23 protein-coding genes are annotated in these 20,806 nt (G+C 66.5%); 14 read left to right on the top strand and 9 right to left on the bottom strand.

Annotation, left to right across the window (positions count from 1 at the left end; translation table 11 throughout):
* The first annotated feature begins 86 nt into the window (after window positions 1-86).
* The 5 genes from AC3A3W_RS17640 (at window position 87) to AC3A3W_RS17660 (ending at window position 6,144) form a co-directional block, all read left to right on the top strand.
* Window positions 87-1,394: an ABC transporter substrate-binding protein gene (locus AC3A3W_RS17640; RefSeq protein WP_487444299.1), complete on the top strand. Its 1,308-nt coding sequence runs from the start codon at window positions 87-89 to the stop codon at window positions 1,392-1,394.
* A gap of 26 nt (window positions 1,395-1,420) precedes the next feature.
* Entirely contained in the window at window positions 1,421-2,374 is a 954-nt protein-coding gene (locus AC3A3W_RS17645; protein WP_487444300.1) for a carbohydrate ABC transporter permease, read from the top strand.
* The gene (locus AC3A3W_RS17650) at window positions 2,374-3,264 is read left to right on the top strand and encodes a carbohydrate ABC transporter permease (protein WP_487444301.1); all 891 of its coding nucleotides are present in this window, start codon (window positions 2,374-2,376) and stop codon (window positions 3,262-3,264) included. Before AC3A3W_RS17645 ends, AC3A3W_RS17650 begins: the two co-directional genes overlap by 1 nt.
* 52 nt (window positions 3,265-3,316) lie before the next feature.
* Entirely contained in the window at window positions 3,317-5,035 is a 1,719-nt protein-coding gene (locus AC3A3W_RS17655) for a glycoside hydrolase family 13 protein (protein WP_487444302.1), read from the top strand.
* A 128-nt stretch (window positions 5,036-5,163) separates the two neighbouring features.
* The gene (locus tag AC3A3W_RS17660; RefSeq protein WP_487444303.1) at window positions 5,164-6,144 is read left to right on the top strand and encodes an aldo/keto reductase; all 981 of its coding nucleotides are present in this window, start codon (window positions 5,164-5,166) and stop codon (window positions 6,142-6,144) included.
* Between the two features lie 106 nt (window positions 6,145-6,250).
* Here the strand turns inward: AC3A3W_RS17660 and AC3A3W_RS17665 are convergent, their stop codons facing one another.
* Entirely contained in the window at window positions 6,251-7,174 is a 924-nt protein-coding gene (locus AC3A3W_RS17665; protein WP_309986126.1) for a TauD/TfdA dioxygenase family protein, read from the bottom strand.
* A gap of 89 nt (window positions 7,175-7,263) precedes the next feature.
* Window positions 7,264-8,295 carry an ABC transporter substrate-binding protein gene (locus AC3A3W_RS17670; RefSeq protein WP_487444304.1) on the bottom strand — a complete coding sequence of 344 codons (1,032 nt, stop codon included), beginning with the start codon at window positions 8,293-8,295 and terminating at the stop codon, window positions 7,264-7,266.
* 347 nt (window positions 8,296-8,642) lie between these two features.
* On the opposite strand from AC3A3W_RS17670, the gene AC3A3W_RS17675 reads away from it, so the two are divergent.
* The 9 genes from AC3A3W_RS17675 to AC3A3W_RS17715 all read left to right on the top strand — a co-directional run bounded on the left by AC3A3W_RS17675 (window position 8,643) and on the right by AC3A3W_RS17715 (window position 15,614).
* Window positions 8,643-9,506, top strand: a complete 864-nt coding sequence (locus AC3A3W_RS17675; RefSeq protein ID WP_487444305.1) for an HpcH/HpaI aldolase/citrate lyase family protein — start codon at window positions 8,643-8,645, stop codon at window positions 9,504-9,506.
* Window positions 9,507-9,533: 27 nt separating this feature from the next.
* Window positions 9,534-10,478: a DUF2797 domain-containing protein gene (locus AC3A3W_RS17680; RefSeq protein ID WP_487444306.1), complete on the top strand. Its 945-nt coding sequence runs from the start codon at window positions 9,534-9,536 to the stop codon at window positions 10,476-10,478.
* A gap of 34 nt (window positions 10,479-10,512) precedes the next feature.
* Window positions 10,513-10,737, top strand: a complete 225-nt coding sequence (locus AC3A3W_RS17685; protein WP_487444307.1) for a DUF3188 domain-containing protein — start codon at window positions 10,513-10,515, stop codon at window positions 10,735-10,737.
* Between the two features lie 44 nt (window positions 10,738-10,781).
* Window positions 10,782-11,243: an FAS1-like dehydratase domain-containing protein gene (locus tag AC3A3W_RS17690; RefSeq protein WP_078027338.1), complete on the top strand. Its 462-nt coding sequence runs from the start codon at window positions 10,782-10,784 to the stop codon at window positions 11,241-11,243.
* A gap of 2 nt (window positions 11,244-11,245) precedes the next feature.
* Entirely contained in the window at window positions 11,246-11,683 is a 438-nt protein-coding gene (locus AC3A3W_RS17695) for a MaoC family dehydratase (protein ID WP_487444308.1), read from the top strand.
* Between the two features lie 14 nt (window positions 11,684-11,697).
* Complete coding sequence (locus AC3A3W_RS17700) at window positions 11,698-12,966, top strand: MFS transporter (protein WP_487444309.1); 1,269 nt, start codon at window positions 11,698-11,700, stop codon at window positions 12,964-12,966.
* A gap of 58 nt (window positions 12,967-13,024) precedes the next feature.
* Window positions 13,025-14,092 carry a UDP-N-acetylmuramate dehydrogenase gene (locus tag AC3A3W_RS17705; protein WP_487444310.1) on the top strand — a complete coding sequence of 356 codons (1,068 nt, stop codon included), beginning with the start codon at window positions 13,025-13,027 and terminating at the stop codon, window positions 14,090-14,092.
* A 74-nt stretch (window positions 14,093-14,166) separates the two neighbouring features.
* Window positions 14,167-15,294 (top strand): winged helix DNA-binding domain-containing protein, encoded by a 1,128-nt coding sequence (locus tag AC3A3W_RS17710; protein ID WP_487444311.1) that lies wholly within the window; start codon window positions 14,167-14,169, stop codon window positions 15,292-15,294.
* Between the two features lie 140 nt (window positions 15,295-15,434).
* On the top strand, window positions 15,435-15,614 hold the full coding sequence (locus AC3A3W_RS17715) for a hypothetical protein (RefSeq protein WP_487444312.1): 180 nt from the start codon (window positions 15,435-15,437) through the stop codon (window positions 15,612-15,614).
* Window positions 15,615-15,670: 56 nt separating this feature from the next.
* On the opposite strand, the gene asd is transcribed toward AC3A3W_RS17715, so the two are convergent.
* From asd to AC3A3W_RS17750, 7 genes are all read right to left on the bottom strand, one after another.
* On the bottom strand, window positions 15,671-16,801 hold the full coding sequence (gene asd, locus AC3A3W_RS17720; RefSeq protein ID WP_487444313.1) for an aspartate-semialdehyde dehydrogenase: 1,131 nt from the start codon (window positions 16,799-16,801) through the stop codon (window positions 15,671-15,673).
* Between the two features lie 101 nt (window positions 16,802-16,902).
* Window positions 16,903-17,304 carry a hypothetical protein gene (locus AC3A3W_RS17725; RefSeq protein ID WP_487444314.1) on the bottom strand — a complete coding sequence of 134 codons (402 nt, stop codon included), beginning with the start codon at window positions 17,302-17,304 and terminating at the stop codon, window positions 16,903-16,905.
* Window positions 17,297-17,944 carry a hypothetical protein gene (locus AC3A3W_RS17730; RefSeq protein WP_487444315.1) on the bottom strand — a complete coding sequence of 216 codons (648 nt, stop codon included), beginning with the start codon at window positions 17,942-17,944 and terminating at the stop codon, window positions 17,297-17,299. Before AC3A3W_RS17730 ends, AC3A3W_RS17725 begins: the two co-directional genes overlap by 8 nt.
* 9 nt (window positions 17,945-17,953) lie before the next feature.
* Entirely contained in the window at window positions 17,954-19,048 is a 1,095-nt protein-coding gene (locus AC3A3W_RS17735) for a WXG100 family type VII secretion target (protein WP_487444316.1), read from the bottom strand.
* Window positions 19,049-19,169: 121 nt separating this feature from the next.
* The gene (locus AC3A3W_RS17740) at window positions 19,170-19,388 is read right to left on the bottom strand and encodes an NF038396 family protein (RefSeq protein ID WP_205652827.1); all 219 of its coding nucleotides are present in this window, start codon (window positions 19,386-19,388) and stop codon (window positions 19,170-19,172) included.
* A gap of 7 nt (window positions 19,389-19,395) precedes the next feature.
* Window positions 19,396-19,980: a dihydrofolate reductase gene (locus tag AC3A3W_RS17745; protein WP_487444317.1), complete on the bottom strand. Its 585-nt coding sequence runs from the start codon at window positions 19,978-19,980 to the stop codon at window positions 19,396-19,398.
* Window positions 19,977-20,780, bottom strand: coding sequence for a thymidylate synthase (locus tag AC3A3W_RS17750; RefSeq protein WP_487444318.1), 804 nt, complete (start codon window positions 20,778-20,780; stop codon window positions 19,977-19,979). The genes AC3A3W_RS17745 and AC3A3W_RS17750 overlap by 4 nt, the downstream gene beginning before the upstream one ends.
* Window positions 20,781-20,806: the final 26 nt, after the last annotated feature.

Consider the following 20,806-nt stretch of genomic DNA (forward strand, 5'->3'; position numbering starts at 1 on the left):
GCAACCGTGAACAGCATCCTGAAGCACTGCCCGCCCGGACCCCAGCCCCACCAGCGCCGCCAGGCCCGCTCGTCGGTTTCCGCCCTGTGAACGCGGACGCTCTTGGCAGAACCGCCCCGCTGAGCAGGCGCGCGCTGCTGAAGGCCGCCGGCCTTGCCGGCGCCGCAGCCATGCTGCCGCTCACCGGGTGCGGCGCCACGCCCAGCACACAGAACGGGGTCACCACCCTGCGGTTCATGCAGAACAAGCCCGAGGTCGTGGCCTACTTCAACCAGGTCATCAAGGACTTCGAAGCACTGAACCCGGACATCCGCGTGATCCAGGACTTCAACGAAGGCAACTTCGTGCCCGGACTGGTGCGCAACGATCCGCCGGACGTGGTGACCCGCGGCTTCGCGCAGGCCACCGCCGACTTCGTCCGCAAAGGCGTCTTTGCCGACCTGTCCGACATGCCGGTGGCCGCCACGATTGATCCCAAGGTCCAGGACCTGGTCAGCTCCTGGGGGCAGTACAACGGCAACGAAACCAGCGCCCTGCCGTTCTCCCTGGCCGCAGCGGGCGTCATCTACAACCGGACCATTTTCGCGGCCAAGGGGGTGCAGGTTCCCACCACGTGGGACGAATTCGTGGCCGCGTGCGAAACGTTCAAGGCAGCCGGCATCACCCCCATCTACGGAACGTTCAAGGACAACTGGACCCTGGGGCAGGGCATGTTCGACTACGTTGCCGGCGGCACGCTGGACGTGGCGGACTTCTTCTCGAAGCTCACCGCACGGGGAGCCAACATCACCCAGGGTGCCCCGGAGTCCTTCACCAGCAACTTCGGGCCGGCACTGCCCAAGATGCTGCAGCTGGCGGCCTACTCACAAAACGGCGCAGCCAGCAAGAACTACGCTGACGGCAACGCCGCATTCGCGAAGGGGCAGGCCGCCATGTACCTGCAGGGCCCGTGGGCGCTCTCCCAGCTGGTGGCAGCCAACAAGAACGTCCGGCTCGGGTCCTTCCCGCTTCCGGTCACCAACAACCCCGCGGACACCAAAGCCCGCGTGAACGTGGACATGGCGCTTTCCATTACCCGGAACACTCCGAACATGGCCGCGGCGCAGCGGTTCGTCAGCTATCTGCTCGAACCCTCAGTGGTGAACACCTACAACGCGAAGAACGCCGCGTTCTCACCCCTCAAGGACGCTCCCGCCGTCGAAAACCCCCAGATCACCGGTCTGAGCGGCTCGGTCACCGAGGGACGCTACTACCAGGGGGCCACCACGTACTTCCCGCCGTCGGTGCCGCTGTACAACTACGTGCAGTCCTTTGTGTACGGCAAGAACGGCCAGCAGTTCCTCTCCGCCCTCGACGACGAATGGCGCCGGGTCGCCGAGCGCACCGCGCTCTGACCCCCACCCCGATTTCAGGAGCCCCAATGACTATCACTTCCCGGGTGGCCCAGACAGCCCGTCCCGCAGGACGCCAGAACCCGACGTCCGCCTCCGAAAAGACCGGAACGTTCCGGTCCAAGAACAGCATCGATCCCACGTACTACTGGATGGTGCTGCCGGTCCTGGCACTGTTCGCCTTCTTCATCACCCTGCCGGCACTCGTGGGCGTCTTCTTCAGCCTCACGAACTATGCCGGCTACGGCGACTGGAAGTTCATCGGACTGTCCAACTACGTCAACATCTTCAAGGATCCGGCGGTCCTGCAGTCCTATGTCTTCACGTTCGTTTTCGCCCTGACCACCACCGTGGTGGTGAATGTTGTGGCGCTGGCCATCGCACTGGGCCTGAACGCCAAGATCAAGTGGCGCACCGGCATCCGCACCGTGTTCTTCATCCCCATGGTGCTGTCCGCCCTGATCGTGTCCTTCGTCTTCAATTACCTTTTCTCCAATTCCCTGCCGGTGCTGATGGAACGGCTTGGCTACACACCCCTGGCCACCAGCATCCTGGCCAACGAGAACCTGGCCTGGATCGCCATTGTGCTGGTCACCGTGTGGCAGGCAGCTCCCGGCGCCACCATCATTTACCTGGCGGGCCTGCAGAGCGTGCCCTCCGAGGTGTATGAAGCCGCGGACCTGGACGGTGCCGGCAGTTTCCGGCAGTTCCTGAGCCTCACGCTCCCGCTGATCATGGGGTACCTGGTGATCAATGTGATCCTCGGGTTCAAGGGCTTCCTGGGCACCTACGAGATCATCGTGGGCCTCACCGGCGGCGGCCCGGGCATGGCGACGCAGTCCGTGGCCATGCGCATCTTCTCCGGCTTCACCGGCGGGGACTACTCCTACCAGATGGCCAATGCCGTCATCTACTTCCTGATCACCTTGCTGATCTCCGTCATCCAGCTGCGCCTCATCCAGCGCCGGGGGGTTTCTCTCTAATGACCGCATCCACACTTTCCAAGCCGGTGAACAACACACGGCAGGCCGGCAGGACCCGCAAGTCCAGCCGCGAAGGCTACAAGGTCAACTGGTGGCTCACCGCGCTGATGCTGGTGGCCTCCCTGACAGTCCTGCTGCCGCTGTACTTCACCGTGGCCATGGCCCTGAAATCCCCGGACCAGATCGGCGGGACAGGCCTGGCCTGGCCGAACCCGATGAACTGGGAGAACTTCGCCGCAGCGTATGTGGCCACCAACTTCCCGCGCGCCTTCATGTCCACCGCCTTCGTGACGGTCTTCAGCGTTCTGGGATCCCTGGCCTGCAGCTCCCTCGTGGCCTACGCCATCGCACGGAACTGGAACCGGAAGTTCTTCCGCGGGTCCTTCGTGTACCTGCTGTCGGCCATGTTCATCCCGTTTCCGGTGATCATCCTGCCGCTGATCAAGCAGACGGCACTCCTTGGCCTGGACAACCCCGCAGGCGTCGTGTTCCTGCACGTGCTCGGCGGCATCTCCTTCAACACCCTGCTCTACATCGCGTTCGTCCGCTCCATCCCGGTGGAGCTGGAGGAATCGGCCCGCATGGACGGCGCCACCACCTGGCAGGTGTTCCGCAAGATCATCTTCCCGCTGCTGGCCCCCATGAACGCCACGGTTGGCATCTTCGCCTTCCTCGGCTCGTGGAACGACTTCCTGCTGCCGCAGATGATGATCGCCGACCCCGCCCTGCAGACCCTGCCCGTCGTGCAGATGCTCTTCCAGGGCGAGTTCAACACCAACTACAGCCTCGCATTCGCGTCGTACCTGATGGCCATGGCACCCACACTGGTGGTTTACATCCTGGCCCAGCGTTGGGTACTGTCCGGAGTCATGCGCGGGGCCGTCAAGTAGACCCATCAATCCAGTCCAGCAACAACCTCAACCACAAGAAAAGGATCATCCCTTGTCCACCACCGCCACGCTGGCAACCCTGTCCGATTCCGACCGTCTGGCCGATCCGAACTGGTGGCGCCAGGCGTCCGTCTACCAGATCTACCCCCGCAGCTTTTCCGATTCGAACGGCGACGGCCTGGGCGACATCAAGGGCATCACGGCCAAGGTCCCGTACCTGAAGTCGCTGGGAATCGACGCCGTCTGGCTGAGCCCCTTCTACCCCTCGGCGCTCGCCGACGGCGGTTATGACGTAGACGACTACCGGGACGTGGACCCGAAACTCGGCACGCTGGAGGACTTCGACGAGATGGCGGCGGCCCTGCACGCTGCGGGCATCAAGCTGATCGCGGACATCGTCCCGAACCATTCCTCGGACCGGCACGAATGGTTCCGGGAGGCCCTCGCGTCCCCGAAGGGCTCCGCCGCGCGGGACCGCTACATCTTCCGTGACGGCAAGGGCCCCAACGGCGAGTTCCCGCCGTCGGACTGGGACTCCGTCTTTGGCGGTCCCGCCTGGGAGCGCATCACCGAACCGGACGGCACGCCCGGCCAGTGGTACATGCACATCTTCGCCAAGGAACAGCCGGACCTGAACTGGGCCAACCGGGAAATCCGTGACGACTTCCTCAAGACCCTGCGTTTCTGGTCCGACCGCGGCGTGGACGGCTTCCGTGTGGACGTCGCGCACGCCCTGACCAAGGACCTCACCGAGCCGCTGCTGTCCAAGCTGGAACTGAGTGCCGCCAACACCGGCACGGACGGGTTCAGCGACGGTTCACACCCGTTCTGGGACCGCGATGAGGTCCACGAGGTCTACGCGGAGTGGCGCGAGGTGTTCAACGAGTACAACCCGCCGCGCACCGCGGTGGCCGAGGCCTGGGTGCACGCCACCCGCCGGGCCCGGTACGCGAGCCCCGAGGGACTGGGCCAGGCCTTCAACTTCGACCTCCTGCAGGCCGACTTTGACGCCGAGGAATTCAAGGAAATTATCACCCGCAACCTGGCCGAGGCCGCCGCCACAGGAGCCTCCTCCACCTGGGTCTTCTCGAACCACGACGTCGTCCGGCACGCCACCCGCTACGGCCTGCCCAAGGGAACCAAGGGCACGAAGGGCACACCCGCCAAGGGCCAGGACGGCAAGGCCTGGCTGCTGGCCGGCGGGCCCAAGGAGGACCTGGACGTGGAGCTCGGCGAGCGCCGCGCCCGCGCCGCCACCCTGCTGATGCTCGCCGTGCCCGGTTCGGCCTACCTGTACCAGGGCGAGGAACTGGGCCTGCAGGAAGTCGCCGAAATCCCGGAATCCGAGCGCCAGGACCCCTCGTTCTTCCGCAACAGGGGCGTGGAAGTGGGCCGCGACGGCTGCCGCGTGCCGCTCCCGTGGAAGGTTGAAGGGACCTCCTTCGGCTTCGGCGACGGCGGTGCGCACCTGCCGCAGCCGGACTGGTTCAGCAAGCACGCCGTCGAGGCGCAGGAGGGCACCGAGGGTTCCACCCTCGAGCTGTACCGTACGGCGCTGAAGCTGCGCCGCGAACTGCAGGCTGCGGAAGAGCTGGAGTGGATTGAAACCGGCAACCCGGAGGTCCTGCACTTCCGCCGCCCCGGCGGCTGGCAGTCCGTGACCAACTTCGGCGACACCGCCGTCGAGCTTCCCGCCGGAAGCGTGCTGGTCAGCAGCGCCCCGCTGGACGGCGGCAAGCTGCCGGCCAACACCACGGCCTGGCTGCGCTAACCGCAGCAGCTGACCGCAGTGAAACCGTGCCGGTGGCCGTGCCCTTTCGCCAGGGTGCCGCCACCGGCGCATTTAACCGGCGCATTCAACTGCTGGGACTTCTCCGGCGGAAGTGAAAGAGTGATGCAATGACTGAAGAAACTGCAACGGCTTCCGGCCAGGTGAACAGCGGACGGCTGATCTACGGCTGCATGGGCCTGGGCGGGAGCTGGTCCACGGCGCCGTACACCATGACCGACGTTGAAACCGCTGCGGCGGCGGTCGAGGCCGCGATGGACATCGGGGTCACTCTGTTCGACCATGCGGACATCTACCGGAACGGGAAATCGGAGGCGGTCTTCGGCGAGGTCCTTGCCGAGTCTCCCGGGCTGAGGGACCGCATCCAGCTGCAGACCAAGTGCGGTATCCGGCTCAATGAGCGGGGCCTGGAGACCCACTACGACCTGAGCGCGGACGCCATCATCGAACGGGTGAACGGCAGCCTGGAACGGCTGCGCACCGACTACGTCGACGTCCTCCTGCTGCACCGCCCCGATCCCCTGATGGATCCCGCGGAGGTGAGCTCCGCCGTCGGGAAGCTGATGGCGGACGGCAAGGTGCGCGCGCTGGGGGTGTCCAACATGTCCGCGGCCCAGATCGAGTTCCTGCAGGACAGCCTCGAGACGCCCGTGATCGCGAACCAGCTCGAACTGAGCCTGCTCAAACGCGACTGGCTGGAGAGCACCGTGCTGGTCAACCACCCGGGCGCCGCGGACTACAGCTTCCCGCACGGCACCCTGGAATACTGCGCCCGCCGGGGGATTACCCTGCAGGCCTACGGCGCCCTGGCGCGGGGGCACTACACCGGTAACCCGCCTGAACGGCCCACGCTTGCCGAAGACGCCACCGCCCAGCTGCTCTCCGACATGGCACGGGACAGGGAAACCACCAGGGAGGCCGTGCTGCTGGGATGGCTGATGAGGCACCCGGCCGGCATCGCTCCGGTGATCGGCACGGCGAACCCGGACCGGATCCGGGCCTGTGCCGGGGCGTCCAGGGTGGCGCAGACCATGACCCGTGAGGAGTGGTACCGGCTCTGGATCACGGCCCGCGGGAGCGTCATCCCTTAAACCCGCGCTTAAACCCGCATGGCCCAACCAGGTCGCAGCAGATGTCGTTAGGAGCGCTCAAAACGACGTTGACGCGAGCTGGTTGGGCCAGGACGACGGCGGCGCGTCAGTTAAGCGGCGCAACCTCCGAATACGTGGACGAGTCGCCCTTGAGCGCCTGGCTGGGTGTTCCGTCGACGCTCACCGGAATGTCTCCGGCGATGGTCACGCGGTTGAGCTTGCGCGGCTGGCCGTCGTAGTTGTCCGGGGCGTAGTGCTGGGTGATCCTGTTGTCGAACAACACCAGCTGGTTGGGCTCCCAGTTGACCCGCACCACGTTCTCGGGCCGCGTGACGTAGGCCTGGAGCAGCCGGATGATGTCCCGGGACTCGGTGTTGGACAGCCCGACGATCCGCAGGCGCTGCGCGAAGCCCCCAATGAACAACCCGCGCTCGCCGGTCAGCGGGTGGACGCGCACCACCGGGTGGGCGGTCTCGAACTTGAGCCGGGTGAACTCCTTGCGGCGCTCCTCGGCGTTGGCGTGCTCCAGATTCTTCGGCACCGAGTAGTCGTAGTCGTTGGTGTGGATGGCCCACAGGGTGTCGGCGAAGTTCCGCAGTTCATCCGGCAGGTCGCGGTACGCCGCGGCGGACGAAGCGATCAGTGTCTCGCCGCCGTAGGCCGGCAGGTCGATGCTGCGCAGCGTGGATGCCTGCGGCGGGTTGACCACGAACGTGACGTCGGTGTGCCAGTTGTTGGCGGAGCCGTTCTCGCTGTCCACCGGCAGGACGTTTTCCTCGCCCTCCACGGAGGCAACGGTGGGGTGGGCCTTGGTCAGCGGTCCGAAGTGGCTGGCGAATTTCACCTGGGCCTCGTCGGAGCGGATGTTGGCTTCCCGGAAGACGAGCGCCTTGTGTTCGTTCAGCGCGGCGCGGATCTGCGCCACGGTCTCCGCCGGAAGGTCTCCGCTGAGGTCAAGGCCGCGGATCTCGGCGCCGATGCGGGAGCCCAGCTTGGCGAATTCGAGCTTGGTTTCGGTGATGGCGGTCATTGTTCTTCCTTACTGTTGTGTCGCTCTGTTGTTTCTCTGCGTTGTGTCCCTGCGTTATTTCCCTGCGGGGCCGGGTTACTTGCGGTGCGCTACTTGGAGACGAGGCCGTTGAATTCGTTGGTGTAGAGCTTCTTGGGGTCGAGGTCGTCCTTGATGATGCCGACGGACTTGAGGTAGTCATTCCAGCGGGTGAAGTCCTCGTCCTTGATTTCACCCTTGGCGGGCACGCCCACGCTCTTCCAGTACTGCAGCGCGGCCGGGTTCTCATTGCGGCCGCGCTCCTTCAGGATCTTGGTGAAGCGCGCGATCACTTCCTTGCGGGGCGTGGTGCGCTCCCACTCGATAGCCTTCGCCACGGCGGTGGTGAACGTCCGGGTCGTGTTGGGGTTCTGGGCGATGAAATCCTCGCGCAGGACGTACGGTCCGCCGGCGAAGCTGCCGAACAGGTCGAAGTCGCTGAAGACGGAGCGCAGCCCGCCGTTGGCGATGGCCCTGTCCTGGAGGATGCTGCCGAGGGAGCCGGCGTCCACCTGACCGCGGCGGATGGCTTCCTCGGTGTCGTTGGGCGGGACCACGACGAGCTGGACCTGCTTGATTTCCTCCGCGCTGAGGCCGTTCTTGCGGAGGTACGTGTTGATGACGGCCTCCGAATGGGCGCCCAGGGTGTTCACGGCGATCTTCTTGCCGATGAAGTCCCTGGCCGTCTTGATGGGGCTGTCCTCCTTGACGTAGAAGCCGTTGAAGGTCAGCTTGTCCTCGCCGTAGTAATTGATCACGGCCTTCACCGGCGCCCCGGCCTCAACCAGCTTCACCACGGCCCCGGCAAAAGCCCCGCCGAAGTCGGTCTGGCCGGTGGCCGCCGACTGGATGTCCTGCGGGCCGCTGATGGTGTTGCCCACCCAGTTCAGCTTCACGTCGCCCAGGTACCCAAGGTCCTGGGCCAGTTCGGGCAGCGTCACCGTGTTGGCCCAGCCCTGGTACCGGAGTTCCTTGACTTCGTTGGCGCCCGGTGCGCCGGCGCCGCCTGTGTCACCGCCGGCGGCGCTCCCGCCGCAGCCGGACACCGTCAGGGCGATGACGACGGCGGCCGCAGCACTCAGGATGGTCAGGTGTCGTTTCATGGAGGTTCCTTCGGTGGGTTGGTTCTGTACAGGCGGTTGCCGTCGGGGTTCTGTGCGGGCGGCTTGGGGCCGTTCCTGGCGGCCGCCGCAGCGGCCGATGGATCGATGTAAGCGCACTTCATGCGCCGGGAAAAGCGCCCGGTTCATGGCGGGACACCCTTGGAAATCCGCGGAAACACGGCGCAACGGAGGGTCATGAGACCTTCAGTTGCGGCGGAATAAACCCTGTGACGGACGGCGTGCGGAACGTTCCCGGGGAGCGTAAGATCACGCTTTTGGTCGTATTGATCACCGCCGGAGGCCGGTCATCTTCGCCTTAGCAGGTGAAGGCCAGATACGGTAGATGTATGACGTCTACTTCCACCGCCGAGATCACCCGGCACGAACGCAACATCCCTGCCGAAATCGCCCGTTCGTGGCTGCTGGTCAACGCAATGAAAACCGAGCTCTTCGACCAGTCGGCGGTGTCCCGAGCGGACTCCATCATCCTGGACATCGAAGACGCGGTGGACCCCTCGCAGAAGGACACAGCCCGCGACAACGTGGTGAACTGGCTGACCGGCGGAGGCCAGGCCTGGGTCCGGATCAACGACGCCCTGAGCCCGTACTGGGCCGACGACCTCGCAGGCCTCCGCGGCACGCCCGGCCTGCTCGGCGTCATGCTGGCCAAGACGGAATCCGCCGACCAGGTCACGGAGAGCTTCCACCGCATGGACGGCAAGACGCCCGTCATCCCGCTCGTCGAGAGCGCCGTCGGCATCGAGGAAGCCAACAACATCGCGAAGGCCCAGGGCGCATTCCGACTCGCCTTCGGCTCCGGCGACTTCCGCCGCGACACAGGCATGGCCGCAACCGCTGAAGCCATGGCCTATCCCCGCGCCAAGCTCGTGGTCGCCAGCCGCGTCGGCAACCTGCCCGGGCCCATCGACGGCCCCACCGTCGGCACCAACCACCCGATCCTGCGCGAGCAGACCGGCATCACGGTGATGATGGGCATGACCGGCAAGCTGTGCCTGGCCATTGACCAGACCAGCGTCATCAACGAGGTCATCAGCCCCACGCCGTCCGACGTCGCCTGGGCCACCGACTTCATGGCCGACTTCGAAGCCAACGGCCGCGTCATCCGCGACGGTTCCGACCTGCCGCGCCTGGGCCGTGCCGAGAAGATCATGAAGCTCGCGGTAGCCTTTGGGGTGCAGCCGGCGCTGTAGCCCGCACCAGTATTGCCAGGAGACCCCGTGACCGATACCCGCTATCTGGTGCACGGGGTCTTTTGGGATGGCCCGCCCGCCGCTTCCGGGACGTCCGACGGCGGCAGCCCGGTTTTGCGCCTCCAGCAGCTTTCGCCGGGCCAGGGATTCAGCGAGCTACGGCTCCACGCCGGCGCCCGGCTTGGCTTCCGGGTGGCGGACGGGAAGCACTGCCTCGGGCACACCAGAGTCATCTCCTTATCCGAGCGGGAACATGTGCCGTGCCCCGACCGGTTCCCGGCCCTACGGGGCAGCCAGTGTGAGCGCTGCTTCGTGGTGGACGATTCCCGACTGATCCACGATTTCCACCGCGGCGGCCGCGTGCCGCCGGGGCTGCGGAGCTACCTCATGCAGCCGCACTGGCTGTACATTGCCACGTTCGCCCACGGCACCAGCAAGATCGGCACGGCGTCGCAGCCCCGGAAATGGAACCGGCTGGCCGAGCAGGGTGCGGTGGTTGCACGGTACGTTGCACTCGCCGAGGACGGCCGCGTGGTGCGCCTCCTGGAGGACATGGTCACGCGCGAGGCAGGACTGGCCCAGCAGGTCCGCTCGGCTGCGAAAACCGCTGCCCTGACGGACCCGCGGCGCGGGGAAGAGCTCGACGAACTGAACCGCCGCCTCGCGGATCAGGTGCGGTCGCTGCTGGCGGGCACCGCCGTCGGGGGCTTTGAAACGGTGGACGAGCAGTGGGTGCGTCCCGGGCAGGCCACCGGTTTGTGCAAGGCCACGCCCCGGCACGCGTATCCGCACGCGATGGACGGCGGCAGCCACGGCTTCACCCTCGGGGCCCTGTGCGGAAGCCACGGCCTGGCGGCGATTGACGGCTCGGGTCTCGACTTCGTGGTGAACCTGGGGCTGCTGAAGGCGTGGCGCATAGAGCTCGGGGAGTTCAGCTCGGAGGTGCCCGCGGTGCAGGAAGCCCTGTTCTGACGGGTCGGCCGCCGGGACTGGGTAAACTGGCACGGTGCTGAACGAATTCTGGGCCACGGCCCCCGCCTCATACAAAGTCCTCGTATTCAGCGCGATGGGACTGATCGCTGCGGGCATAATTCTCAACCTCGTGGGAAACGGCACGCAGAACCAGGGGCTGATGGTCGCCTCGTTGCCGGTAATCGGCCTGGGGCTGGTGCTGCACATCATTGCCCTCGTGGTGCGCGGCCAGCAGGTCCGCAGGAACCTCCGGAAGTAGCCGCCAACTGGGTGGTCCGCGCCGACCCCGATAGGCTTGAGGCCATGACTATCAATCCGGATCTGCAGGGCCGGAGCTACCCTGCCGCAGAGGTGTACGACGTCGGCCGCGAGAAAATCCGCGAATTCGCCCGGGCCGTCAAGGCCACCCACCCCGCCCACTTCGACGTCGACGCCGCGAAGGGCCTGGGTCACCGCGACCTCGTTGCCCCGCCCACGTTCGCGATCATCATCGCCCAGCGTGCCGACGCGCAGCTGATCGAGGATCCGGAGGCCGGCATCGACTTCTCACGCGTGGTCCACGCCGACCAGCGCTTCACCCACCACCGCCCCATCTTCGCCGGCGACCGACTCGTGGCGGAGCTGCACGTTGACGGCGTCCGGGCCATGGGCGGAGGCGCCATGATCACCACCCGCGCCGAGATTTTCGCCCTGACAGACGGTGACGGCCGCGAGCCCGTTTCCACCACGAAGTCATCCATCCTGGTCCGCGGAGAGGGACAGTAACCATGAGCCCCACATTCGAAGAACTTAGCGTCGGCCAGGACATCGGCAGCAGCAGCATCGAGGTGACCCGGCAGGACCTCGTCAAGTACGCCGGCGCGTCCGGTGACTTCAATCCCATCCACTGGAACGAGAGTTTCGCCACCAGTGTGGAGCTCCCCGGCGTCATCGCCCACGGCATGTTCACCATGGGTGCCGCCGTGCAGCTGGTGACCGACTGGGCGGGCGACCCGGCCGCCGTCGTCGATTACCAGACCCGCTTCACCAAGCCGGTGCTGGTCACTGACACCACGGGATCCTCGGACCCCGGCGCAGTGTTCGACGTCAGCGGCACCATCGGTGCGCTCGACGCCGATGCGCGCACCGCACGCGTGGACCTCGCCGTCGTGTTTGACGGACAGAAAGTCCTGATGAAGGCCCAGGCCCTCGTCAAGGTGGCCTGACGCGTGATCTGCTCTTGAGCACTGCCTCTGTCCAGGCACCCGAGGTAACGCACTGGCGGAACGCTGTGGTGGTGGCCTACGCCGCCAGCGGGATCGCTTTCGCCTCATGGGTGGCGCGGCTGCCCGCCATCCGCGACGGGCTGAACCTCACTCCGGCGACCATCGGGCTGCTGCTGCTGTGCATGTCGGCCGGGTCGTTCCTTTCCGTGTCCGCTTCCGGGCTCATAGTGCTGCGGCTCGGCTCCAAGCGGACCATCCGGACCGGAAGCATCATGGTGGGAGTCGGGCTCGTCCTGGCGGGATTTGGCACGTCTGTGCTGGCAAGCCCGCTGGCGGTTGCCTCCGGGCTGGTTGTGATCGGCCTCGGCACCGCGAGCTGGAACACCGCGTCCAACGTTGAGGGTGCCGCCGTGGAGCGTGCCGTCGGACGCCACATCATGCCGCGGCTGCACGGCGCCTTCAGCCTGGGAACGGTTGCCGGCGCCGGACTGGGGGCCTGGGCGGCGGGCGCGGAGGTGCCCGTGTTCTGGCACCTCGCCGCCGTCGGGCTGGTCGTGGCGGGTTCGGTGACGACGGCGGCCCGCTGGTTCCGTGCGGACGTCACGCCGGTTGTGCGCGCGGCCCCCTACCGTCCCGACAACTTCGAGGACCCGTCCACCGGACCGATCCCCATCATCCGTCCGGGATCCGAAGACGGCGCGGCGCCGCTGGACAACAAACGGAAGATCGCGCAGGCCTGGCGGGATAAACGGACACTGCTGCTGGGCGTCATGGTGCTCGGCCTGGCGCTGGCCGAAGGCGCGGCGGGGGACTGGGTGGCTCTGGCCCTCGCCGACGGCCACCACCAGTCCGACGCCGCGGGAGCCGCCGGCTACGGGATCTTCGTCACCTTCATGACCATTGGCCGGTTCGCCGGCACCGTGGTGCTGGACCGGTTCGGCCGCGTTCCCGTGATGCGCTGGTGCTCCGCCCTGGCCGTCGCCGGGCTGGCGCTGTTCGTCTTCGCACCGGTTCCGTGGATGGCCTACGCCGCGCTGGCCGTCTGGGGACTCGGGGCCTCCCTGGGATTCCCGGTGGGGATGTCCGCCGCCGCCGATGACCCAACCAAAGCGGCCGCCCGTGTGTCCGTGGTGTCCACCATTGGCTACGGCGCCTTCCTCTGCGGGCCGCCGCTGCTGGGTCTCCTGGCCGAGCATGTCGGGATCCTGCATTCCCTGCTCGCCGTCATGGCGGTCCTCGTGGTGAGCTTCCTGCTGTCTCCGGTAGCGCGGAAACTTCCGTAGCGTCACCCATGGCGGACCGGATAACAGGCACCCCGGGAAACCCGGTTAAGCTGGACGGGTGACTCCCACCATGCTTTCCGACCTGACCACCGCTGCCGTCGGCGGCCCCGCCGGCAACTACATCGAGGCCCGCACGGAAGCGGAAATCATCGAGGCGGTGCGTTCGGCGGATGCCGCAGGGGATCCGGTCCTGATCATCGGCGGCGGCTCCAACCTGCTGATTTCCGACGACGGGTTCCCCGGGACCGTCGTGAGGATCGCCTCGGAAGGGTTCACCGTCAGCGCGGAGGACTCCTGCGGCGGGGTGTCCGTGGTGGTGCAGGCGGGCCACAACTGGGACGCCCTCGTGGAGCACGCGGTGCTGCACGCCTGGTCCGGAATCGAGGCACTGGCCGGAATCCCGGGAGCCACCGGCGCCACCCCCGTACAGAACGTGGGCGCCTACGGGTCCGAGGTTTCCCAGACCATCGCCGCGGTCCGCACCTGGGACAGGGAACGCAACGCCGTGAAGACCTTCACCAACTCCGAGCTGAAGTTCGGCTACCGGGATTCCATCCTCAAACAGACCACCGTCAACGGGTCCCCGCGCTACATCGTCCTCACCGTCGAGTTCCAGCTGCCGCTGGGCAGGATGAGCGCTCCGGTCCGCTACGCCGAGCTGGCCAGGGTCCTCGGTGTTGAACAGGGGCAGCGTGCCTACTCCAACGACGTCCGCCGGGAGGTGCTCCGGCTGCGCGCGTCCAAGGGCATGGTCCTCGACCCCGCAGACCGCGACACCTACTCCACCGGTTCCTTCTTCACCAATCCGATGGTCTCCGAGGAGGTGGCGGCCGGCCTGCCGGAGAATGCGCCCCGGTACCCGGGTGGTTCGGACGGCCTCGTCAAGCTTTCCGCGGCGTGGCTGATCGACCACTCCGGGTTCGGAAAAGGCTTCGGGCTGGACGCCGGCAGTGTTTCCGGCGGGCGGGCTTCACTGTCCACCAAGCACACCCTGGCCATCACGAACCGCGGCTCCGCCAGCGCCGCCGATATGGTGGCAATCGCGCGGGAGGTGCGGGACGGCGTCGTCGGGCATTTCGGCATTGAACTCCACCCGGAGCCCCTGCTGATCGGCGTCGAACTCTAGCCACTGTTCCCGCGCCCGACGGTGATGCCGCTGATGCCGTTCATGTGCTGTGGCGGCAGTCTTAGGATGGGCTCATGGCATCGCCGGCGCGGACACGGGTCACCCCCAGGATCATCGGACGGTTGCGGCTGGCGTCGCAAGGGCTGCTCGGGGAGGGATTCCCCGGCGTGCCCGAGGCCGTCCGCGGGATGACGGCCATGCAGGCACAGGACCTGCAGGCGGCCCTGTGGGCGGTTGGCCTGCGGGTTCCCGGGGCCGGCAGCAGCGATGTGCGTGCCGCCCTGGATACGGGAACAATCGTGCGCTCCTGGCCAATGCGGGGCACGCTCCACCTGCTCGCCCCGGAGGACCTGCGGTGGATCCTCAACATCACCACCGCACGGCTGATCCAGGGCATGTCGAGCCGTCACCGCCAGCTGGAGATCACCGCAGGCGACGTCGAAGTCTGCCGGAAGATCGCCCTGGACCTGGTTTCCGAGGCTGGCGGTGCCTCCGGCCGGCCGTCCGGGGCCACCCGTGCCGAGCTGTTCGCAGCCTTCGAAGCCGGGGGCCAGCCTCCCACCGGCCAACGCGGCATCCACCTGCTGGGGCTGCTGTGCCAAAGTGCGTCGCTGGTGCCGGGGCCGCTGGACGGCAACCAGCAGAAGTTCGTGGCGTTCGACGACTGGATCACCACCTCTCGGGACCTCGGACGCGAGGAAGGCATTGCCGAGTTGCTGCTGAGGTACCTGCGCAGCCACGGACCGGCGACGGTGCGGGACTTCGGTTGGTGGTCCAATACCACCCTGACGGAGGCACGGGCGGCCCTGGCCACGGTGAGCGGGGAACTCGTGGAACTGGAGTTTGGCGGGACGAGCTACTGGCTCGCACCCGAAACAGCCGCGCTGCTGGATGACGGCGTGCCCGGGCAGCGCACCGTTCTTGCACTGCCCGGGTTCGACGAGTTCGTGCTCGGGTACACCGACCGCAGCCTGGTGCTGCCGCCGGAACATGCCCAGAAGATCGTCCCGGGCGGCAATGGAGTGTTCAAGAAGGCGATCGTGGCTGGCGGCGAAGTGGTCGGGACCTGGGCCCGGCAGGGCACAGTGCGCGCCGCCCGGTTCATTCCCGAGCCGTTCGACGACGCCCGGCCCCTCGGCCCCGCGGCCCGGGCAGGGTTTAACAGGTCCATCGAGCGGTACGAGAGGTTCCTCGCGTCCTGACTGGGCCGCTGTGGCCCGTCCCTGGCAAGACCGGCCCGTGCCCGCAAGACCGGCTCGTACCCCCCGGCAAGACCGGCCCGTGCCCGCAGGACCGGCTCGGGGCAGCGACGGTCAAGCGGGGGAGCAGGCGCGCCGCTGCGGTGCTGGACTCGTTGGACGGCCGCGCGGAGTCAGCGGGAGAAACCCGGACCAGGGTCGAGGCCGGATGGATTTTCCTGCGCCTCAAGTGGCAGCACCTGGATGCACCCATCGAGCTGCGTCGCCGGTTGCAGGCCACCCTGGTCCGGGCTGACATGCAGAAACGGCCCCGCCCCGCATGAGCGGCCCTGGACGGGGCCGGTCATGCGGGGCGGGCCGCTCATGCGGGGCGAGGGGGCTACAGCGTCCCGGTCGCGATGTTCAGCATGCGCCGGAGCGGTTCGGCAGCTCCCCACAGCAGCTGGTCGCCCACCGTGAAGGCACTGATGTACTCCGGGCCCATCTCCAGCTTGCGGATACGGCCCACCGGGATGTCCAGGGTGCCGGAGGCCGCCACGGGCGTGAGGTCGGCCATCGAGGCTTCCTTGCTGTTGGGCACCACCTTGACCCACTCGTTGTCCTTGGCGAGGATGTCTTCGATTTCAGCGACGGACAGGTCCTCGCGCAGCTTAAGGGTGAGTGCCTGGGAGTGGGAGCGCATGGCGCCGATCCGGATGCACAGTCCGTCCATGATGACGTGGTTGTCCGCGGAGGTGCCGAGGATCTTGTTGGTCTCCACCCCGGCCTTCCACTCTTCCTTGGACTGGCCGTTGCCCAGGTCCGCGTCGATCCATGGGATCAGGGAGCCGGCCAGCGGCACGCCGAACTGTGTGGCGTCGATGTCGGTGCGCTGGTGGGCCAGGACCTTGCGGTCGATGTCCAGGATGGCCGACGCCGGGTCGTCCAGTTCGGTGCTGACCTCGGCATTGAGCGTGCCGAACTGGCTGAGGAGCTCGCGCATGTGCCGCGCGCCGCCGCCGGAGGCGGCCTGGTAGGTCATGGAGGTGCCCCACTCTACGAGGCCGTTCTTGAAGAGCCCGCCGAGGCCCATCAGCATGCAGGACACGGTACAGTTGCCGCCGATGAAGTCCTTGGTGCCGTTGGCCAGGCCCTTGTCGATGACGTCTCGGTTGATCGGGTCCAGCACGATGATGGAGTCAGCGTTCATCCGCAGGGTGGAGGCGGCGTCGATCCAGAGGCCGTCCCAGCCGCGGCTGCGCAGCTCGCCGTGGACCTGCTTCGTGTAGTCGCCGCCCTGGGCGGTGACGATAATCGGCAGCTTGGCCAGCGTCTCGACGTCGAACGCGTCCTCGAGCTTGCCTGCCCCTTCAGCAAAGGAGGGGGCGGCACCTCCTGCGTTTGAGGTGGAGAAAAATACCGGGTTGATGTTGGCGAAGTCGCCCTCGTCCTGCATGCGCTGCATCAGGACAGAGCCGACCATGCCGCGCCATCCGACCAGGCCGACGGAGGGGGTAGCTGCTGTAGTCATTTGGCCAGTTTAGACTTTGGAGCGCCGGGGGCGCAGTCGGTTACGTCACTCGGGGGCCGGCCGCCGCAGGGCGGTCCCGGCCCGGGCCTCCGTGGGGCGCGCTATTCCACCGGCCGCGGCAGGTTCCGGGACTTGCGCAGCTTTTCGGCCTTGCGTTCCTTGAAGTAGCTGGACCATCCAGCAAGGAGCGGAAAGAGGATCAGCAGGTACATCCACCAGATCTCGCCCAGAATGTGCCACTGGTCAGTGAGGGCCATCTGCACAATCCCGTAGAGCATGCCGCCAAAAGCCAGGCTGATCAGGACAGCAAGGACCAGCAACCCGGCCGAGCTGTTCACGGGCTTCACCACGCTGAGGCCATCGTCCTTGCGCACGCCGTACTCTTCAGGCGTGTAGCCCACGATCTCGCCGTTCTCGGCGCGCCGGTGGATCAGCTGATCCCCGGAGGGCGCGGACGGTACATAGCCCGGGTCCTGGGGGACCCCTTCGCTGCGCCTAGCCACGGGCATTCTCAATCGCAGCAAGCAGGCCGGCGTCGTCAAGGCGGGGAGTCTCGGCGACCTCGTCCTTGTCGAAGTCCGGGACGCCGGTGGTCCAGGAGCCGTCTTCGCGCCGGATCAGAAGGTGCTGCTCGGAGTCCAGGGTCTTGAACACGAGATAGGCCGAGCCCGCGGGGTTCTCTGAGACGTGCTGCCGGACGATGCGCAGGATGGCTTCCGCCGAGGACAGGGAGGGGTCCTTGGCGAACACGAACCATGTTCCGAGCACGCGTGGCTGGAGCATGATGGCTACCTCGGGCGCTTCGACAAAGGCCACGTTGTCCATGCTGTCGCCGGTCAGCAGGGAAATTTCAGTCCAGCGGGTGGCCTGGCCGAGTGCTGTGGCGACGGCAGCGGCGACGCCCTTCACACCGAGCTCGCCGTCATCATCGACAGTGGCCATGTCCCGCGCCAGCAGCGAGGATGCACCTGCCGTAGACAGGGTGACGTCGTCGACCATCTCTTCGGCGCGAAAGACGCTGACGGAGCGGTCCCGGGCAGGGCCCTCGAAGACGTTGAGAAGATAGGCGAACTCGCCCACGCCGAAGCCAATGACGTCAACGCCGAGCCGCGGCTCTTGCTGGGTCTGGTCCTGAACAGTCATGCCTGTCTCCTAATCGCCGATACCACCAAGGAAATTGCCCACGGACTTGAGGCCGTCCGTTACCGTGTCCGCTGTGTCGCTGACGAACTTACCGGGATCCTTCACCGCATTGGCAATCCCCTCGCCAACGTTCTTTCCGACGCTGCTGATGGTGTCCCAGTTTTCGTAGACGAGCACTCCAACACTGGCAACCTGGCAGACCGTACCGGCCGGTGGCGGCAGGAAGCAGCCCACCCCCAGGCCGGCCTTGAGCGCGCTGGTCGCCCCGCCCTTGATATCACCGTTGGCGAAGCTGTTGACCGAGTCAACGGCGCTGAAGCCGACGCCGGCCCAGCCCAGCCCGCGGGCGAGGCCGCCCTTGCCCAGCCATTCGAGCTTGCTGCCCTTGCCGATCCATGGCTTCTCCTCCAGCAACGGGGCGAGCCTGGTCAGCCCTGGGTAATTATGGAGGTTCTTCAGCGAGGCAATGTCCGTGGCCTTGTCGATGAGGCCGATGCCGCGGTTTGCCGTCGACGAGTTCCTCAGAAGACCCTCGAGGGCGGTATTTCCCTTGGTGGTCTGCAGCAGGTTCCGGCCATCAAAAACGGGGCCGCCGAGCCGGTGCCGGCCCTTCGTCAGCAGCGCCTGAGCCAAATCCGCCCGCTGGTTCTTCAGTACCCAGCCGTACTGCCCGACGTGCTTGGCCAGGGTCAGCGGGGCTTTGATGTACTTCTGGACGGTCAGGCCGGTCTTGAGCGCCCCCAAGCCGCCAAGCAGCACGCCACCCAGCACCCCCGCCACGGTCCCGCCGGGATCGCTGAGAGTGCCCGGACCGCCGCCGGACCCGGGAGCCGCGTCGCTGGCTTTCTCCTGCTCGTTGGCGTTGTCCAGCAGCCTTTTTGACTCGTTTTTGAGGGCACGTGCCGTCTGCTGGATGAGGGCGCGGTGGTCGGCATTCCAGGCTGAGCGGAACCGGCTTGCGTCAGTGCCCTTCCACGACGGCGTGCTGTTGATCTGGTTTGTCAGGTGTGATGATGTCTGCAGCAGGTTGTCGGAGACCTTTCCGAACTGCTGCGCGAGTGTGCGCAGCTGCGCCACATCCGCGCCCCACAAGTTGCCTGCCACTGTGGCATCATCCCCCAAAGTTTTGAGCGTTCAGTGTCTGAACGGTTGCTGCTGAGTCCTGCCAACACTGTAGTTGGCGTGCGCAGGCGCCGCGATGGGCAGCCCTCCCCATCGCGGGGCCCTACTGCCGGTCGGTCTCTTCCAGGACGGCATTCTTGCGGGCGCGCAGTGCAAAGAAGGCTCCGAAGGCAAACGCCTGCGTGACCACAACCAGCACAATGATGCCGGCGATCTTGTTTCCGCCGAGGATCATGGTCAGGCCGACGATGGCCGACAGCAGGGCCAGCAGCGGCAGCAGCATGTAGCCGAGCACAAAGAGTGTTTCGGGTTTCTTAAGCATTGTGTGTCTAACCTTCTCTGCGGTTCCATTTGGTGAACCGGTAGCGTGTGCCGTTGGCTGCCGTCAGCCAGCCTTCGCGGGGTACGGAGTCCTCCGCAGCCCACGCTGCGCCGAGCTGGGGCGCGTGGGTGTCGCCGTCGGCCTCGACGTCGATCGTGGTGACCACGGCAGTGTTGGCGAGGTCCACGGACTGGCTGAAAATCTCGCCGCCACCCAGGATCCAGATCGTCTCGCAGCCGGGCGCGAACTGCGACTCCAGGAGTGCATCGTCAAGGGATTTAACGACGACGGCGCCCTCCGCCTCGGGCGTCCTGCCCCAGTCTTCCTGCCGGGTTATGACGATGTTGGTCCGGTTGGGAAGCGGGCGGTACTTTTGCGGGAAAGACAGCCACGTCTTGCGGCCCATGATGACCGGATGCCCGCTGGTCACCTTGGTGAAGTGCTTCAGGTCCTCCGGCAGGTGCCAGGGCATGTCGCCGTCCCTGCCGATGACGCCGGACGTGGTTTGCGCCCAGACCAGCCCGATCCCGGTGGTGTTCGCAGCGATGTCGTCGCTGAAGGCCTGCGGATCCATGGTCTCCTCGGTGCTCATACGGCGATCGGTGCCTTAATCGTGGGGTGGTGGCGGTAGCCGAGCACCTCGAAGTCATCCAGCGTGTAGTCGAAAATCGAGGCCGGCTTGCGGGTGATCTTCAGCTGCGGGTACTCGTACGGTTCACGGTCCAGCTGCTTCAGGACCTGGTCCATGTGGTTGTCGTAGATGTGGACGTCGCCGCCGGTCCAGACGAACTCACCGGGCTCCAGCCCGGTTTGCTGGGCCAGCATGCACGTCAACAGCGCGTAGGAGGCGATGTTGAACGGCACGCCCAGGAACATGTCCGCCGAACGCTGGTACAGCTGGCAGGACAGCTTGCCGTCGGCCACGTAGAACTGGAAGAAGGCGTGGCACGGCGGGAGGGCCATGTCCTTGAGTTCCGCCACGTTCCAGGCCGACACGATGTGCCGGCGGGAATCGGGGTTCGCCTTCAGGTTTTCGACGAGCTCGGCGATCTGGTCGATGTGCCCGCCGTCGGGTGTGGGCCAGCTGCGCCACTGGACGCCGTAGACGGGGCCGAGTTCGCCGTCGGTGTCTGCCCACTCGTTCCAGATGGTGACGCCCTGGTCCTGCATCCACTTGACGTTGGTGTCGCCGCGCAGGAACCACAGCAGCTCGACGGCCACTGACTTGAAATGCACACGCTTGGTGGTGATGAGCGGAAAGCTTTTGCTCAGGTCAAAGCGCATCTGGCGCCCGAACACGCTGCTCGTGCCCGTTCCGGTGCGGTCGGATTTGTGCGTGCCATGGGCCATGACATCGCGCAGGAGGTCTTCATAGGGCGTTGGGATGCTCACGCGTCCAGTCTAGTGGAGTGGCGGCC

The organism is Arthrobacter sp. Soil_N43 (assembly GCF_057655195.1).